The sequence below is a fragment of the Klebsiella sp. PK18 genome, assembly GCF_057784655.1.
In genome coordinates, this window is the sequence record NZ_CM173493.1 from 4,364,273 (window position 1) to 4,380,379 (window position 16,107).

The following is a 16,107-nucleotide window of genomic DNA, read 5'->3' on the forward strand; positions in this document are numbered from 1 at the left end:
TAAGCTAGGCACAAAATGACAAACAGGAAATCACGATGAATAGCGCCTGGGTTAAACATGCCATTAGCGAAATCAACGCCGACTATCAGCGCTCCGCCGACACGCACCTGATCCGTCTGGCGCTGCCCGCTTTTCCGGGCATCCACCTGTATCTGAAAGATGAAAGCACCCACCCCACCGGCAGCCTTAAACATCGCCTGGCGCGGTCGCTGTTTCTCTATGGCCTGTGCAACGGCTGGATCAAAGAAGGTACGCCGATTATTGAATTCTCCTCGGGTTCAACCGCCGTTTCGGAGGCCTACTTCGCCCGCCTGCTGGGGCTGCCGTTTATCGCCGTGATGCCTTCCTGCACCGCCAAACGTAAAATCGAACAGATCGAGTTTTACGGCGGACGCTGCCATTTTGTGCAGAGCGCCTGCGAAATCTACGATGCTTCCGAAACGCTGGCCCGCGAGCTGAACGGCCATTATATGGATCAATTCACCTTTGCCGAGCGGGCCACCGACTGGCGCGGCAATAACAATATCGCCGACAGTATTTTCCGTCAGATGAGCCATGAACCGCACCCGCAGCCGTCATGGATCGTCATGAGCGCCGGCACCGGCGGCACCTCGGCAACCATTGGCCGCTATATTCGCAGCCAGGGCCATGAGACGCAGCTGATGGTCGTTGATCCGCAGAATTCGGTCTTCCTCGAATACTGGCAGACCCGCGACGCCACCCTGCGCAGCCCGGTCGGCAGCAAAATTGAAGGCATCGGCCGCCCACGCGTCGAACCGTCATTTATTCCCGACGTCGTCGACGAGATGCTGCGCGTACCGGATGCGGCGAGCGTGGCCACCGCCCTGTGGCTGGAAACACAGCTTGGGCGCAAGGTCGGCGCTTCTACCGGCACCAATATGTGGGGCGTATTGCAGCTGGCCGCGCGGATGCGCGAGGAAGGGCGAACGGGTTCCATCGTCACGCTGTTGTGCGACAGCGGTGAGCGCTACCTGGAAACCTATTACAACCCGCAGTGGGTGGCCGCCAATATCGGCGATATCGCGCCCTGGCAGGCGGAGATCGCCGCGCTGGTCGGCAGGCGATAAAAAAAGCCAGATAGAAAACTATCTGGCTTGCCGGAAGGGTCTCTCTATTCGGGGGAATAAGGAAGATCAGGATTATCCAGCCAATGCGTTAAAAAGTGGGAGACCGCCTGATGCCGGCAGTCTCCGATAACCGGAAGATGCGGCAGCTCGGCTTTCAGCTGCGGCATCGCGTTGCCCATGATAAAACCCCGCCCAACGCTGCCCAGCATCTCGCGGTCATTCATCGCATCGCCAAACGCCATGCACTCCTGCAGGGTGAAGCCTAAGTGCTGGCTGAGCACCGCCAGCGCCGCACCTTTATTACACCCGACCGGCAGCACTTCCAGACAGTCCATCGCCGAGAAGCAGAGAAACGCGCGATCGCCCAGCGTCTCATTCAGTTGGATCCGCAGGCGGCGGAGATCGTCATGATCGCCGCAAAAACAGATCTTGGTGACATGCTGCGCCGACATGCGTTTCGGATCGCACAGTTGATAGTGAAAGCCGCTGAAGACATGCGCTTGCAACAATTCAGGCCTTGCCTGACCGGTGAACCAGCCGCCATCGTTAAACACATGCATGCTGGCCTGAGTATCCCATTTGCTGTGCAGCACCGTTTCCGCCGCCTCGGGAGCGAGATCCTGGCGATAAAGCTCCTCCCCTTCCAGCGAATGGATGCGCGTCCCGTTGCCGGTGATCAGAAATGCGTCCAGGGAAAATTCGCCAATCACATGGTGCATCTCCAGCACATGGCGACCGGTAGCGAACGTCAGGGTGATATTACGTTCCCGCAGCCGTTTCAGCGCGGTGAGCGTTTGCTCGCCGAGACGATGGTCCGGCATCAGCAGGGTGCCGTCCATATCAAATGCGGCCAGTTTTGCCATGGTGTATTCCCCGATGTGTGATGGGCTTCGCTTGTGTTGCAGTATCACCTGGGATATACGGAAGTAATAGTGAATAGATATTATTAATTGTTCCGGGTTTACAGCGGCCCGGTGGATGACGGCCCCCATGCGACTCTTACACCGTTTAAATCAATACCAGCGATTGTGGCAACCCTCAGCCGGGGCGCCGCAGCAGGTGACCGTCGGCGAACTGGCGGAGCGCTGTTTTTGTAGCGAACGCCACGTCCGCACTCTGCTGCGTCAGGCGCAGGAGGCGGGGTGGCTAAGCTGGCAGGCCAGCTCCGGGCGCGGCAAACGCGGACAGCTCTCATTTCACAAAACCCCGGAAAGTCTGCGCAACGAGATGATGGAGCAGGCGCTGAACAACGGTCAGCAGCAAAACGCGCTGGAGCTGGCGCAGCTGGCCCCGGTGGAGCTGAAAGCCCTGCTCCATCCCTTCCTCGGCGGTCAGTGGCAAAACAATACTCCGACGCTGCGTATTCCTTACTATCGCCCACTGGAGCCGCTGCGTCCTGGCTTTCTCCCCGGACGCGCCGAGCAGCATCTGGCCGGGCAGATCTATGCCGGGCTGACGCGCTTCGATGAAGGCGACAATATGCCGATCGGCGATCTGGCGCATCACTGGCAGGTCTCGCCGGACGGCCTGCGCTGGCATTTTTACATTCGCTCCACGCTGTACTGGCACAATGGCGATGCGGTGCAAACCGTACAGCTACGGCAGCGGTTACGGTTGCTGCTTGAGCTGCCCGCCTTACGGACCCTCTTCGCCAGCATCAGCCGTATCGATGTCACTCACGCCCAGTGTCTCACCATCACGCTGCATCGTCCTGACTACTGGCTACCGTTCCGTCTCGCCAGCTACTGCAGCGTGCTGGCGCATCCCGACGATCCGGCCATCGGCTGCGGGCCATTCCGCCTGAAGCGGTTTAGTCCGGAACTCGTCCGCCTGGAGAACCATCCCCGGTACCACCTGCAGCATCCGCTGATCCAGGCGGTGGAATACTGGATCACTCCTCAGCTCTTTGACCGCGATCTCGGCACCAGCTGCCGCCATCCGGTGCAGATCACCATCGGCGATCGCGAAGAGCTCCACAATCTGCGCCAGGTCAGCAACCGTATCAGCCTTGGCTTCTGCTATCTGACCCTGCGCCACAGCCCGCGTCTTAGTAAAACTCAGGCCCAGCGACTGGTGTCGATAATCCATCACTCGTCGCTGCTGGAAACGCTGCCGCTGGAGGAGGATCTGATTACGCCAAGCCATGAGGTGCTGCCGGGATGGTCCATCCCGCAGGGACCGGAAAACAACGCGGTGCCGCTGCCGGCCAGGCTCACCCTGCTCTATCATCTGCCGGTCGAGCTTCATGCGATGGCCGAGCAACTGAGGCAACGGCTGGCTCTGCTGGGCTGCGAACTGACGATCATTTTTCATGACGCCAAAAACTGGGAAGGCTGCCAGCATCTGGGGCAAGCCGACCTGATGATGGGCGACCGCCTGATCGGCGAAGCGCCGGAGTACGCCCTGGAGCAGTGGCTGCGCTGCGATATGCTGTGGCCTAATTTGCTGACCGGGGCGCAATATGCCCATCTGCAGGCGACATTAGACGCCGTGCAGTCTCAGCCCGACGCCCGCAGCCGCAACGATGCGCTGCGCAACGTGTTCAACAGTCTGATGGAAGACGCCATCATGACGCCGCTGTTCAAGTATAACTATCGGATCAGCGCGCCGCCGGGGGTTAATGGCCTGCGCCTCAACGCCCGGGGCTGGTTTGACTTCGCCAGCGCCTGGCTGCCGGCCTCGTTGACGTGAGAGAGCTGGTCGCCGCGCGCGTCTGGCGCTACCATAGCGCCTTTACTCATTTAGTCAGGAATTGCCATGAAACGCGCCGTAGTTGTCTTCAGCGGAGGACAAGATTCAACCACCTGTCTGGTGCAGGCTCTGCAACAGTATGATGAAGTGCATTGCGTCACTTTTGATTATGGCCAACGCCACCGCGCGGAAATCGACGTTGCGCGCGAACTCGCCCTGAAACTGGGCGCCGTCGCGCATAAAGTGCTGGACGTCACTCTGCTCAACGAACTGGCAGTCAGCAGCCTGACCCGCGATAACATTCCGGTACCGGACTATCAGCCTGATGCCGAAGGCATTCCCAACACCTTTGTCCCCGGGCGCAATATTCTGTTTTTAACCCTGACGGCAATCTACGCCTATCAGGTGAAAGCCGAAGCCATCATCACCGGCGTGTGCGAGACCGACTTCTCCGGCTACCCGGACTGTCGCGATGAGTTTGTCAAAGCGCTGCACCACGCCGTCAGCCTTGGGATGGCGAAAGACATTCGCTTTGAGACGCCGCTGATGTGGCTGAATAAAGCCGAGACCTGGGCGCTTGCCGACTTCTGGGGTCAGCTGGATCTGGTGCGCCAGGAAACCCTCACCTGCTACAACGGCATTAAGGGCGATGGCTGCGGCCAGTGCGCCGCCTGTAACCTGCGCGCAAACGGACTCAACCAGTATCTGGGGGACAAGGTCGGCGTAATGGCGGTGATGAAGCAAAAAACCGGACTGGGACAGGCATAGCCTCCGGGGCGCGATTTACCGGAGCTTTGACTCAAATTCCCCGGTAGCGCGACGCTTACCGGGGCTACGGGTTCATCACCTGCCGTGGGCCCGTCACTCGCACGTCGGTTGTCAGCGCAAGTTCATCTGGTCAAGTTTCTCACGCAACTCCCCTTCCAGCGGCAGCGCCTTCTGGGTCTTCAAATCGATACAGACAAAGGTAATCAGCGCATCGGCTACCACTTCGCCATTGGGGTTGAGGGTGACCACCTGACTAAGGGTGCCGCTTTTGCCGTTGAGTTGCTCCAGTTTGCTGCTCACTGTCAGCACATCGCCCAGCACCGCCGGACGACGGTAGTTAATATTGATATTCACCACCACGAAGGCGATGTTTTTCTCCATCATCCACTGAAACGCGGGGCTGTTTTCCAGGCCGTCCCAGCGGGCTTCCTCAAGGAACTCCAGGTAACGTGCGTTGTTCACATGCTGGTAGACGTCCAGATGATAGCCGCGAACTTTAATTTGTGTCTGCATAGCACTAATGCCTTTCTGTTATTGTTGTTTATGAGGTAAGAGGTCACACCACTTGATGCAACCTCTTTATCCTGGCAAAAAATCACCGCTGTGCAAGGTCTGGCATAAAATTTACAGCGTCAGATGGGCTAAATTGCGCTCCACCAGCGCGCTCCCCATTCCCGGAACCTGCTTCAGATCATCGAGGGTTTTGAACGGCCCGTACTCTTCGCGGTAGCTGACAATGGCCTGGGCTTTTTTCAACCCCACACCATTCAACGCCTGCGCCAGCTGTTCGGCGCTGGCGTGGTTAATGCTGACTTTTGTCGCCCCGTTGTCGGTGTCGCCGGGCACCGCTTCCGCCTTCGCCGAAGCGGTCGCCTGCACATTTTCTTTATTCACCGCCGCTTTACCGCTGGCGGGTGCCGCCAGCGCGCCCTGTACGCCTACCGCGAAAACCAGAACGCCCGCGGCCATCAGTGTTTTTATTCCATATTTCATGCTGATATCTCCTTGTGTGTAGACAGCAAGGTTACGATAGCGTCAGTGCGGATGGCCGACAAAAGGCAAATCACAGAAATGGAAAGGGCCGCGAAAGCGGCCCTTGAGGATTACATCATGTTGCTCATTTTTGCGAGACGACGCGAAATTACTGCTGCTGGTCGATGCTGTCGCCCAGCTTAATTTTCGCCGCCTTGCGCAGGTTGCTCATCAGTGCTTCGAAAGCGATTTGGGCGTTGTTCTGGGTAATCCCCTGAACCATGGCCTTCTTCTGCTCTTCCGGCATGTTGCCTGCTTTCACTTCATCCAGCGCCACCAGCACCACATCGCCTTGCATATTGCTGCCAACGCCGTAGACCGGTTTGCCCTGCTGCGGCAGCGGCAGAGTGAATGCCAGCTGGCTCAGCGGATCCTGGCCGGTACGGGAAAGCGTCTGCGGCGCGCCAAAGCTCAGGCCAGCCGCCTTCATCGCTTCATCGCCTTTGCCGTCTTTCAGCGCCGCCAGCAGCTTGTCGGCGTCCAGTTTCGCCTGCTGTTCCGCTTTATTGTGCTTAACGATATCGCTAACCTGCGCCTTCACTTCAGCCAGCGGCTTCACCGCCTCGGCTTTGTGCTCGCTGATGCGCAGAACAAATGCGCGATCGCCGTCAACGGTAATGATGTCGGAGTTGCTGCCCGGCGCGCCGTTCTCACCCACCAGACCGCCGTTGAAGATAGCGTCAGCGACCGGTTTAAAGTTCAGCTCTTCCGGCAGGTTATCGCGGCCAAACCAGCCGGTTTCCACCACCTTCAGTCCGGCGACCTGCGCCGCGCCCGCCAGCGATTCATTATCGTTGCTGGCCGCATCGCTCACCTTCTGCTGCAGCGCGTAGTAAGCATCCAGCGCTTTTTCCTGCTTCACTTTCGCCGCAATGTCATTACGCACGTCAGCCAGCGGCTTCACCTGCGCCGGCTGGACGTCGTCCAGACGGGCCACCAGGAAGCCAACCGAGGATTTGATCACGCCAGACAGCTGGCCTTTCTCTTTCAGCCCGGCATCTTTCAGCTCTGGCACCGTAGAGGCCTCTTCCATCCACCCCATATCGCCGCCGTTGCGGGCAGAGATAATATCGGTCGATTTTTCTTTCGCCAGCGTGGCGAAATCTGCCCCTTTTTGCAGCTCGGCCAGCACCGCTTTCGCATCGGCTTCCGTTTTGGTCTGAATCACGCTGTAGCGGTTGCGCTGCGGCTGAGTGAACTGATCCTTATGCTGGTCGTACCATGACTGAATCTCTTCGTCAGAGGCGCTCTCCTGCATGCTGGCGGCATCCATTTTGATATAGCTGACGCGGAACTGCTCCGGCGCCATAAAACGGGCCTGATTCTGCTGCCAGAAAGCGTTGATTTCCTCATCGCTGACCGTCTGTTTTGCCGCCAGGGCATTCACGTTGATGGTCGCTTCGCGGACGACACGCTGCTGAGACACCAGCGCCGCCAGCTGATCGGACTCACCCGGCAGCATGAAGTCGGTACCCGCAATGGCGTTAATCAGCTGTTGGGTGGTCAGCTGGTTACGCAGCGCCTGAGCGTACTGATCGGTGGTCATCCCCATCTGGGCGACAATACCGCTGAAACGCTGGTTGTCGAACTTACCGTTCGTCTGGAAAGCCTGGGTCTGGAAGATCGCCTGCTTCACCTGCTCATCGCTGATGCTGAGGCCCAGCTCGCGGGCATACTGATCCAGAAGCGATTCATCGATCAGGCGGTTCAGCACCTGCTGGCGCATGGTTTTCATGTAGTTTTCGTTCGCCGCCAGCTCGGAGAACTGGTCGCCAAGCTGCTGCTGCATACGGTTACGTTCGCTGGCGACGGCATTTTCAAACTGCCCACGACCAATCTCCTGGCCATTCACTTTTGCGGCATAGTTTTTGCCACCGCCAATCAGGTAACCACTCACCCCGGTCAAAATGAACGAGACGATAATGATACCGAAAATAATCTTGAGCACGACGCTGTTGGCGGCCGTGCGTAGGTTGTCCATCATGGTGTAACAACGCTCCGCTGTAGATGACTTTAGCTCGCGCAGCATAGCACGTGATGGCCGCCGCGCGTGAGGACGTATTTTGACAAGAAAACAGGGTGATTGTCAGCCCACAAGTGGCGATAAACACACATAAAGTGGTCTGAAAAGGCAATAAAAAAGGCACATCTCACGATGCGCCCTTGTACTTCGTCACATTCCCTGACGGGAAAGCCGATCAGTTCACCGCGTCTTTCAGCGCTTTACCAGCACGGAAGCCCGGCACTTTTGCGGCAGCGATAGTAATTTCTTTACCTGTTTGTGGGTTGCGACCAGTACGGGCGGCACGTTCTTTAACAGCAAAGGTACCAAAACCTACCAGCGCAACGTCATCCCCAGCCTGCAGAGATTCAGTAACAGAAGCGATTAAAGCATCTAACGCACGTCCAGCTGCAGCTTTAGAAATGTCCGCACCCGCAGCAATTTTGTCAATCAGTTGAGATTTATTCACTGTTCTCTTCCTCTCTTTATAATTTATATCGCACCTGAGTCCTTCATAGTGCGACCGCGCAGCAGTTATATCAGGACTGTCATGCCCTTACAACAGCAGTTGTCGATGACCCCCCTGCCAGCGATCTAAGTTAGCTACACAAAAAAAGGCTGGCAAGTCCGAAATGACTTACCAGCCCTATTTTTATTAGCGCAATTTGCGCAGAATCACTATTTCGCGGTCACAACCTGCATGCCGAACGGTTCGTTCTGCAGCGCAAGTGTCAGAACTTCCTCGATTCGTTTCACCGGATGGATATCCAAATCGGCGATAACGTTATCTGGAATTTCTTCAAGGTCGCGTTTGTTCTCATCAGGAATCAGAACAGTCTTAATGCCGCCGCGATGCGCCGCCAGCAGTTTTTCCTTCAGACCGCCGATCGGCAGCACCTGACCACGCAGAGTGATTTCACCGGTCATCGCCACATCAGCGCGTACCGGGTTACCGGTCAGGCAGGAGACCAGCGCCGTGCACATGGCGATACCCGCGCTAGGACCATCCTTCGGCGTCGCCCCTTCCGGAACGTGGACGTGAATATCACGCTTCTCGTAGAAGTCGGCGTTAATGCCCAGTTTGTCCGCCCGCGAACGCACCACGGTCAGCGCAGCCTGAATCGATTCCTGCATGACCTCACCCAGCGAACCGGTGTAGGTCAGCTTGCCTTTGCCTGGTACGCAGGCGGTTTCGATGGTCAGCAGATCGCCCCCCACCTCCGTCCACGCCAGACCGGTCACCTGACCGACACGGTTCTCGCTATCGGCACGGCCATAGTCAAAGCGCTGTACGCCGAGATAATCATGCAGATTCTCACCGTTAATCTCGATGTGTTTCAGCGACTTATCCAGCAGCAGCTGTTTAACGGCTTTACGGCACAGCTTGGAGATTTCACGCTCCAGGCTACGAACCCCCGCTTCACGCGTGTAGTAACGAATAATGCCGATAATGGCGCTATCGTCGACGGTCAGCTCGCCTTTCTTCAGCGCGTTACGTTCGATCTGCTTCGGCAGCAGGTGACGCTTGGCGATGTTAAGCTTTTCATCTTCGGTGTAACCGGATAGGCGAATCACTTCCATACGGTCCAGCAGCGGCGCCGGAATGTTCATGGAGTTAGACGTCGCCACGAACATCACATCGCTGAGATCGTAATCCACTTCCAGATAGTGGTCGTTAAAGGCCACGTTCTGTTCCGGATCCAGCACCTCAAGCAACGCAGAAGCCGGGTCGCCGCGCATGTCGGAAGACATTTTGTCGATCTCATCCAGCAGGAACAGCGGGTTTTTCACCCCTACTTTCGCCATTTTCTGGATCAGTTTGCCCGGCATCGAGCCAATATAGGTCCGACGATGACCGCGAATTTCCGCTTCATCGCGCACGCCACCTAACGCCATACGTACGTATTTACGTCCGGTCGCTTTGGCGATGGATTGACCTAACGAGGTTTTACCTACCCCCGGCGGTCCCACCAGACAGAGGATTGGCCCCTTGATTTTGTTCACCCGGCTCTGCACCGCGAGATATTCAAGGATGCGATCCTTCACGCGCTCCAGGCCATAGTGATCGGTATCGAGGATCTCCTGGGCCTGGCGCAGGTCTTTTTTGACCTTACTGCGCGCGTTCCACGGCACCTGCACCATCCAGTCGATGTAGCCACGCACGACGGTCGCTTCCGCAGACATCGGCGACATCATCTTCAGCTTCTGCAGTTCCGCTTCGGTTTTTTCTTTCGCCTCTTTCGGCATTTTCGCCGCGTCGATCTTACGCTTCAGCGCTTCGTTTTCGTCCGGGGCGTCGTCCATCTCGCCGAGTTCTTTCTGAATCGCTTTCATTTGCTCGTTCAGATAGTACTCGCGCTGGGATTTCTCCATCTGCTTTTTGACGCGGTTGCGAATGCGCTTCTCAACCTGCAGCAGATCGATTTCCGATTCCATCATCGCCATCAGATATTCCAGACGTTCGTTGACGTCGGACATCTCAAGCACAGACTGCTTGTCAGCCAGCTTCAGCGGCATGTGCGCCGCGATGGTATCCGCCAGGCGCGCCGGATCGTCGATGCTGTTCAGCGACGTCAGCACTTCCGGTGGGATCTTTTTGTTCAGCTTGATATAGCCTTCAAACTGGCTGATAGCGGTGCGAACCAGCACTTCCTGCTCGCGTTCGTCAATCGCCGGCGAGTCGAGATACTCCGCTTTCGCCGAGAAATGTTCGCCATTATCAGACAGCGCAGAAATACGTGCACGCTGCAGCCCTTCGACCAGCACCTTCACGGTGCCGTCCGGCAGCTTCAGCATCTGCAAAATAGACGCCACGGTTCCAACGGTGAAAAGATCGTTTACACCCGGCTCATCCGTCGACGCTTCTTTCTGCGCAACCAGCATGATTTTTTTATCATGGTCCATGGCCGCTTCGAGGCAACGAATAGATTTTTCCCGCCCTACGAACAGGGGTATGACCATGTGCGGATAAACCACCACATCGCGCAATGGCAATACGGGGATTTCAATGCGTTCAGAACGCTCAGGATTCATAGAGCTCTCTCTTAGTTTAAAGTCCGCCAGGTAGCCGACGACGCCATACTCCACTGCATCGTCGTTAATATGTAATCCAGTATATGGGGATGTATTCCACACATTCAACGGCGGGAATGCAGGAAAAATAAAAGGGGAGATAAAATCCCCCCTTTTTGTTAACTGCTTGAGTGAAATGGTTAATTATTCACCAGATGCCTGTTGGGCTTCCGGTTTGCCGTAGATCAGCAGCGGTTTGCTCTGACCTTCGATAACCGACTCATCAATGACCACTTTTTCGACATCATCCATCGAAGGCAGGTCATACATGGTATCCAGCAGCGCCGCTTCCACAATCGAGCGCAGACCGCGGGCGCCGGTTTTACGCGCCATCGCTTTCTTGGCGATGGCGTCCAGCGCTTCGTCGCGGAATTCAAGCTCTGCGCCCTCAAGGCTAAACAGCGCCTGATACTGCTTGGTCAGGGCATTTTTCGGCTCTTTCAGGATCTGGATCAGGGCTTCTTCGCTCAGCTCATTCAGGGTCGCCACCACCGGCAGACGGCCAATGAATTCCGGGATCAGACCAAACTTGATCAGATCTTCCGGCTCGACCTGGGCCAGCAGCTCGCCTTCGCTCGCTTTGTCGGACTTCGCTTTTACCGTCGCGCCAAAACCAATGCCGGAGCCGGTTTCAACACGGTGGGAAATCACTTTGTCCAGGCCGGCGAACGCGCCGCCGCAGATAAACAGGATCTTGGAGGTATCAACCTGCAGGAACTCTTGCTGCGGATGTTTACGCCCGCCCTGCGGTGGAACGGCGGCGACGGTGCCTTCGATAAGCTTCAGCAACGCCTGCTGTACGCCTTCGCCGGAGACGTCGCGGGTAATCGACGGGTTATCGGATTTACGCGAAATTTTGTCGATTTCGTCGATATAAACGATGCCGCGCTGCGCTTTCTGCACGTCGTAGTCGCACTTCTGCAGCAGTTTCTGAATGATATTTTCGACGTCCTCACCCACATAACCCGCTTCGGTCAGGGTGGTGGCGTCTGCCATGGTAAACGGCACATCCAGCAGGCGCGCCAGCGTTTCCGCCAACAGCGTTTTACCGGAACCGGTCGGCCCGATCAGCAGAATGTTACTTTTACCCAGCTCTACGCCATTGCTGGTATCGCCATTGCGCAGACGTTTGTAGTGGTTGTATACCGCGACCGCCAACACTTTCTTCGCCTGTTCCTGACCGATGACATAGTCATCAAGGTGGTGGCGAATCTCGTGCGGCGTCGGCAATGCGCTGCGCTCGCGGTGCGGCGCAACTTCTTTAATCTCTTCGCGAATGATGTCGTTACATAAATCAACGCATTCGTCGCAGATATACACGGATGGCCCGGCGATCAGCTTACGCACTTCATGCTGGCTTTTGCCGCAAAAAGAGCAATACAACAATTTGCCCGATCCATCTTTGCGTTTATCTGTCATGAGTCCAAACCTCTTTTTAAGTTCTTTGTGCCGCACACGACGACGCAAATGCCATTCTCAGGCGCAAGCCGCCATATAGCGTTGTGCCGCCCTTCATTAGTATATACACAAAATCCTTCGCGCTACATCGAGGCGGTGGCAAAGCCTCCGGCCGCAAGCCTGCCCGGCAAGCGTCCGAAAAAATGCCAACCACCCGAAAAATCGCGGCGAGAAGGATGAAGCGTAAAGCGGCACCCTTGCGCCTCGGGCATCAATTACGATGGGTCAAAATAGAGTCGACCAGCCCGTACTCCACGGCTTCCGCAGCGGAGAGGAAGCGGTCACGCTCGGTGTCACGCTCAATCTGCTCAAGAGACTGGCCGGTATGATGCGCCATCAGCTCATTCATGCGTCCTTTCACCTTCAGGATTTCACGGGCATGGATCTCAATATCCGTCGCCTGTCCCTGATAGCCGCCCAGCGGCTGGTGGATCATCACGCGGGAGTTCGGCAGGCAGAAGCGCTTGCCTTTCGCCCCGGCGGTCAGCAGAAACGCGCCCATAGAAGCGGCCTGCCCCATACAAATGGTGCTGACATCCGGCTTGATGAACTGCATGGTGTCATAAATCGACATCCCGGCGGTGATCACCCCGCCCGGAGAGTTAATGTACAGGTAAATGTCTTTTTCCGGGTTTTCCGCTTCCAGAAACAGCATCTGCGCCACGATCAGGTTTGCCATGTGGTCTTCGACCTGGCCGGTCAGAAAAATGACGCGTTCCTTAAGCAGACGGGAGTAGATATCAAAAGAACGTTCACCGCGTGAGGTCTGTTCAATGACCATCGGCACCAGGGCCATATGGGGTGCAAAGTTGTCTCGTTCGCCACTGTATGACATTTCCGTCTCCTGGAGTAATTTTAAAATACCTGCTGCACTGATTGTAACCTTACGGACGGATTATCAGCCACAGTTTCTATCCGCTGAACGCGTCACCGCCTCTTCAACACGCGTGCGATAGCGGATGCAGTTGCCTCCCCCGGTAATGGGGATGGTGTTGCCATATTTCAAGCATAACAAGCTTTTGCTGTAACGCTATCATGGTAAATGCGTTTTAGCACCGTGCCTGAGGCTATCATTATCTTAAAAAAAAACCCGCCGCCTTTCGGCAACGGGTTTTTGCTCGAACCTTAAACAATCGCGGCGAAATTACGCCTGCTGGTTCATCAGTTCGTTGAAGGAAGTGGCTTTTTCAGACACTTTGGCTTTCGCCAGCACAGCTTCAACAGCCTGCTCTTCCAGCGCCACGTTGCGCATGTTGTCCATCAGCTCTTTGTTCTTGCTGTAGAACTCAACCACTTCTGACGGATCTTCGTACGCAGAAGCCATCTCTTCGATCAGGCCTTTCACGCGCTCTTCGTCAGCTTTCAGCTCATTGGTGCGAATCACTTCGCCCAGCAGCAGACCGACAACAACGCGGCGTTTAGCCTGCTCTTCGAACAGCTCGCGCGGCAGTTCCAGAGCCTGTTTCTCGTTGCCACCGAAACGCTGAGCAGCCTGACGACGCAGCACGTCGATTTCGCTGTCAATCAGGGCAGCCGGAACGTCGATCTCGTTGGCTTTAACCAGACCTTCGATAGCCTGAGACTTCACGCGGTTACGCACAGCGCCTTTCAGCTCGCGCTCCATGTTTTTACGCACTTCAGCGCGCAGGCCAGCGACGGAACCATCTTCAACGCCGAAACGTTTGATGAATTCTTCAGTCAGCTCCGGCAGTTCGCGCTCTTCAACTTTTTTCAGGTTGATAACGAACTTAGCCGCTTTACCTTTCAGGTTTTCAGCGTGGTATTCTTCCGGGAAGGTCACGTCGATGGTGAATTCTTCGCCCGCTTTGTGGCCTTTGATACCATCTTCGAAGCCCGGGATCATGCGACCCTGGCCCATCGCCAGTACGAAGTCAGAGGCTTTGCCGCCTTCGAACTCTTCGCCGTCTACGGAACCGGTGAAGTCGATAGTGACGCGATCTTCAGCGTCAACGGCGCCGTCTTTGTCTTTCCAGGTCGCCTGCTGCTTGCGCAGGGTTTCCAGCATGGTGTCAACGTCAGCGTCGGTCACTTCAACAACCGGTTTTTCAACTTCGATCGCGTCCAGACCCTGCAGTTCAACTTCCGGATACACTTCGAACTCTACCGCGTAGGTGAAGTCTTCGCCCAGTTTGTATTCGCCCGGAACGTAGTTCGGCGCACCGGCCGGATTGATTTTCTCTTTGATGATCGCGTCAACGAAATGACGGCTCATCAGGTCACCCAGCACATCCTGGCGAACGGACGCGCCATAACGCTGAGCAACAACATTCATCGGCACTTTGCCTTTACGGAAGCCGTCAATGCGAACTTTTTTCGCTACGTTGACCAGCTCGCTTTTGACAGCATTCTCGATGCTGTCAGCGGCGATAGTAATCGTTACACGGCGCCCAAGGCCCTGAGTGGTTTCAACTGAAACTTGCATCTTGTTACCTCAAAAAAATCACAGTGCTCGGTCAACTCTGGAAGCGCGTGTAGGTGGCTTCGCAGAACCGGGATGCCCTCTTCAAATCAGAAACACATTCCCTGTCGTCAGAATCATCCCGAAGACATTCATATATAAGACGCGGCATTATAGCGGCATCACTTTTGTGAGTCGAGAACGGTTGTCGCCCACTGCTGCGGCATTTTTCACATTTCCCGCTCAAATTTGTCCGCAAAAGCGCTCACTTTGCGCATTTTCCAGGCAAAACAAAACGGCCCGTAGGCCGTTTTTGCTAAATCTGCAAGCAACATACTGGAAAAGCGCCAGCGGTTGCAAATGGGATTTCTAGGCGATACTCCCCGCACCGCGGCAAGGCGGCGAGGCGAAAACCGTATCCTGTAATGCTTCCCACTCTTTTATCGTGTAGGTGTGCAGCGCCAGGGCATGCACCGTATTCGACAGCTCCTCGGTTAGCGTGCCGTAGATCATACGGTGGCGATTGAGGAAACGCTCGCCAGTGAAGCGATCGCTCACTAACACCACTTTAAAATGACTTTCAGAGCCCGCTGGGACGTTGTGACGATAACTTTCATCCACGACTTCGAGATACATCGGGTCGAACGCTGCTCTAAGTTTTGCTTCGATCTGTTCACGTATCATCATGAATTTTCTCCTCCGACAACGCTGAGATGCCGCCACTCCATTTAAATGTTAGCCGCTTTTACCGCTTCCATTAGGAGAAAACAACAAAAAATTAGCATTGTTCTGATATTTTCATTCAAAAGTATCACGTTTACTGGCTCTGGTCGCCAGATCCGCCGGGGAAAGAGCGATTAACCATGGCGGGACGCTCAGAAAACCGCCAGGGCGATGGATTTACACGCGTTGCCACTTCCCCTTGCCGTTGGCAATGCTATGATGGCGGTAATTTTCCTTATAACAACACCATGCGTTGAGACCTGAACATGCTTAAGAAGATCCTTTTCCCGTTGGTCGCCATGTTTATGCTGGCAGGATGCGCCACGCCGCCGACCACCATTGAAGTATCGCCGAAAATCACGCTGCCGCAGCAGGATCCGAGCCTGATGGGCGTGACCGTCAGCATCAACGGCGCCGATCAGCGTCCGGACCAGGCGCTGGCGAAAGTCACGCGCGACAATCAGCAGGTCACCCTCACCGCCTCGCGCGATCTGCGCTTCCTGCTGCAGGAAGTGCTGGAGAAACAGATGACCGCTCGCGGCTACATGATTGGCCCGAACGGTGCGGTCGATCTGCAGATTATTGTCAATAAACTCTACGCTGACGTCTCCCAGGGCAACGTGCGCTACAACATCGCCACGAAAGCCGATATCGCCATCATCGCCACCGCGGCAAACGGCACGAAGATGACCAAAAACTACCGCGCCAGCTATTCCGTTGAAGGCGCCTTCCAGGCCTCGAACAAGAACATCGCTGATGCCGTCAACAGCGTCCTGACCGATACCATCGCCGATATGGCGCAGGACACCAGCATCCACGATTTCATCAAGCAAAACGCGCGTTAATGCCACCAC

At 55.9% G+C, this 16,107-nt stretch carries 14 protein-coding genes; 4 read left to right on the forward strand and 10 right to left on the reverse strand.

What is annotated here, in order from left to right:
• The first annotated feature begins 35 nt into the window (after window positions 1–35).
• Complete coding sequence (locus AC3EMD_RS21545) at window positions 36–1,088, forward strand: PLP-dependent cysteine synthase family protein (protein ID WP_302073772.1); 1,053 nt, start codon at window positions 36–38, stop codon at window positions 1,086–1,088.
• A 44-nt stretch (window positions 1,089–1,132) separates the two neighbouring features.
• Here the strand turns inward: AC3EMD_RS21545 and cof are convergent, their stop codons facing one another.
• Window positions 1,133–1,951, reverse strand: coding sequence for an HMP-PP phosphatase (cof, locus tag AC3EMD_RS21550; protein WP_032739193.1), 819 nt, complete (start codon window positions 1,949–1,951; stop codon window positions 1,133–1,135).
• 127 nt (window positions 1,952–2,078) lie between these two features.
• Here cof and AC3EMD_RS21555 point away from each other — a divergent pair, with 127 nt between their 5' ends.
• Window positions 2,079–3,779, forward strand: coding sequence for an SgrR family transcriptional regulator (locus AC3EMD_RS21555; RefSeq protein ID WP_060876179.1), 1,701 nt, complete (start codon window positions 2,079–2,081; stop codon window positions 3,777–3,779).
• Between the two features lie 66 nt (window positions 3,780–3,845).
• Window positions 3,846–4,547 carry a 7-cyano-7-deazaguanine synthase QueC gene (gene queC / locus AC3EMD_RS21560; RefSeq protein ID WP_023339655.1) on the forward strand — a complete coding sequence of 234 codons (702 nt, stop codon included), beginning with the start codon at window positions 3,846–3,848 and terminating at the stop codon, window positions 4,545–4,547.
• Window positions 4,548–4,658: 111 nt separating this feature from the next.
• Here the strand turns inward: queC and AC3EMD_RS21565 are convergent, their stop codons facing one another.
• The 9 genes from AC3EMD_RS21565 to bolA all read right to left on the reverse strand — a co-directional run bounded on the left by AC3EMD_RS21565 (window position 4,659) and on the right by bolA (window position 15,217).
• Complete coding sequence (locus AC3EMD_RS21565) at window positions 4,659–5,060, reverse strand: YbgC/FadM family acyl-CoA thioesterase (protein ID WP_008805405.1); 402 nt, start codon at window positions 5,058–5,060, stop codon at window positions 4,659–4,661.
• A gap of 111 nt (window positions 5,061–5,171) precedes the next feature.
• Window positions 5,172–5,540, reverse strand: coding sequence for a helix-hairpin-helix domain-containing protein (locus AC3EMD_RS21570; RefSeq protein WP_008805404.1), 369 nt, complete (start codon window positions 5,538–5,540; stop codon window positions 5,172–5,174).
• A 148-nt stretch (window positions 5,541–5,688) separates the two neighbouring features.
• Window positions 5,689–7,563 carry a peptidylprolyl isomerase gene (gene ppiD, locus AC3EMD_RS21575; RefSeq protein ID WP_023297130.1) on the reverse strand — a complete coding sequence of 625 codons (1,875 nt, stop codon included), beginning with the start codon at window positions 7,561–7,563 and terminating at the stop codon, window positions 5,689–5,691.
• A gap of 214 nt (window positions 7,564–7,777) precedes the next feature.
• Window positions 7,778–8,050 (reverse strand): nucleoid-associated protein HU-beta, encoded by a 273-nt coding sequence (hupB, locus tag AC3EMD_RS21580; protein ID WP_002444653.1) that lies wholly within the window; start codon window positions 8,048–8,050, stop codon window positions 7,778–7,780.
• Window positions 8,051–8,259: 209 nt separating this feature from the next.
• On the reverse strand, window positions 8,260–10,614 hold the full coding sequence (gene lon / locus AC3EMD_RS21585) for an endopeptidase La (RefSeq protein ID WP_004151336.1): 2,355 nt from the start codon (window positions 10,612–10,614) through the stop codon (window positions 8,260–8,262).
• A gap of 183 nt (window positions 10,615–10,797) precedes the next feature.
• Window positions 10,798–12,072: an ATP-dependent protease ATP-binding subunit ClpX gene (clpX, locus tag AC3EMD_RS21590; RefSeq protein WP_008805402.1), complete on the reverse strand. Its 1,275-nt coding sequence runs from the start codon at window positions 12,070–12,072 to the stop codon at window positions 10,798–10,800.
• Between the two features lie 250 nt (window positions 12,073–12,322).
• Window positions 12,323–12,946: an ATP-dependent Clp endopeptidase proteolytic subunit ClpP gene (gene clpP / locus AC3EMD_RS21595; protein WP_002891804.1), complete on the reverse strand. Its 624-nt coding sequence runs from the start codon at window positions 12,944–12,946 to the stop codon at window positions 12,323–12,325.
• 309 nt (window positions 12,947–13,255) lie between these two features.
• Window positions 13,256–14,554, reverse strand: a complete 1,299-nt coding sequence (tig, locus tag AC3EMD_RS21600; protein WP_008805401.1) for a trigger factor — start codon at window positions 14,552–14,554, stop codon at window positions 13,256–13,258.
• Between the two features lie 345 nt (window positions 14,555–14,899).
• Window positions 14,900–15,217, reverse strand: coding sequence for a transcriptional regulator BolA (bolA, locus tag AC3EMD_RS21605; RefSeq protein ID WP_002891649.1), 318 nt, complete (start codon window positions 15,215–15,217; stop codon window positions 14,900–14,902).
• A 302-nt stretch (window positions 15,218–15,519) separates the two neighbouring features.
• On the opposite strand from bolA, the gene AC3EMD_RS21610 reads away from it, so the two are divergent.
• Window positions 15,520–16,098 (forward strand): lipoprotein, encoded by a 579-nt coding sequence (locus tag AC3EMD_RS21610; RefSeq protein WP_004204800.1) that lies wholly within the window; start codon window positions 15,520–15,522, stop codon window positions 16,096–16,098.
• Window positions 16,099–16,107: the final 9 nt, after the last annotated feature.